Origin of the sequence: Pseudoalteromonas sp. Z9A5 (assembly GCF_011378875.1) — a bacterium.
In the GTDB taxonomy this organism is placed as follows: Bacteria; Pseudomonadota; Gammaproteobacteria; order Enterobacterales; family Alteromonadaceae; genus Pseudoalteromonas.
In genome coordinates, this window is sequence record NZ_WTLC01000113.1 from 1 (window position 1) to 822 (window position 822).

The 822-nt window shown below is 36.3% G+C and carries 1 protein-coding gene and 1 pseudogene; one reads left to right on the top strand and one right to left on the bottom strand.

The window, feature by feature from the left end; all coding sequences use genetic code 11:
* Window positions 1–216 precede the first annotated feature (216 nt).
* Window positions 217–636 carry a VOC family protein gene (locus GQR56_RS21250; RefSeq protein ID WP_024611951.1) on the top strand — a complete coding sequence of 140 codons (420 nt, stop codon included), beginning with the start codon at window positions 217–219 and terminating at the stop codon, window positions 634–636.
* Between the two features lie 48 nt (window positions 637–684).
* On the opposite strand, the pseudogene GQR56_RS21255 reads toward GQR56_RS21250, so the two are convergent.
* Window positions 685–822 (bottom strand): annotated as a pseudogene (locus GQR56_RS21255) (IS4 family transposase); the annotation flags it as partial.

An 822-nucleotide genomic window follows, 5' to 3' on the forward strand; every position in this document is an offset into this window, starting at 1 on the left:
TTTGACTTAGCCCACTAGGTTACAAATCTCGCGCCGCGATTAAATAGCCCCTAGTTTGAACAAGTTTTAATCCGCAAAGATCAACAGACCCTAGTTTTTAAACATTATTTAGGTATTAAATATGCTTATTTATAATGCTGTTAATGTTCTATAAATTACAATTTATGTATAATGAGCGTAATTTAGTATATTAAATGAGTTAACCAAGGGTAATTTATGTCGAACTGTTTGCATCTGGCTATTCCGGCCGGCGATTTAAAAGTGACTAAAGCGTTTTATTGTGACGTGCTTGGTTGTAAAACGGGTAACAGTGAAGAAGGTCGTTGGGTTGATATTGACTTTTGGGGTAACGAATTAACATTGCATCAAAGTGTTGAGCGCCTACCTACAGTACGCCACGACGTAGATATGGGTGCTGTATCTGTGCCACATTTTGGTATTCATTTATCAGAAACCGACTTTAACGATTTAAAAGTACGAATTGAAAGCGCGGGAATAGAATATCTTGATAAGCCTTACCGTCGTTTTATTGGTAATGAGTTTGAACAAGAAACATTTTTTATTGAAGATCCAAATGGCAATGTGCTTGAAATGAAAACAATGGTTAACCCAGACGTTTTATTTAAAAAAGTATAGTTTGCACCCGTGCTATTTAAAGCCACTTTTATAGTTAACACCATTCAGTTAAGCATGCTTTGACTTAATGGTGTACCGAGTTTTTGAAATCCGAACGGTCCTACTTTTGGGCCGTTTTCTTTTTTCTGGAAGAATATAACGTTTCACTCGTTCTCGCATTGCCCTTAATTTCTTTGGAATTGAACC

Excerpts from the sequence above, each read along its gene's own strand:
- GQR56_RS21250 (WP_024611951.1), top strand. The coding sequence starts at position 217 with ATGTCGAACTGTTTGCATCTGGCTATTCCGGCCGGCGATTTAAAAGTG.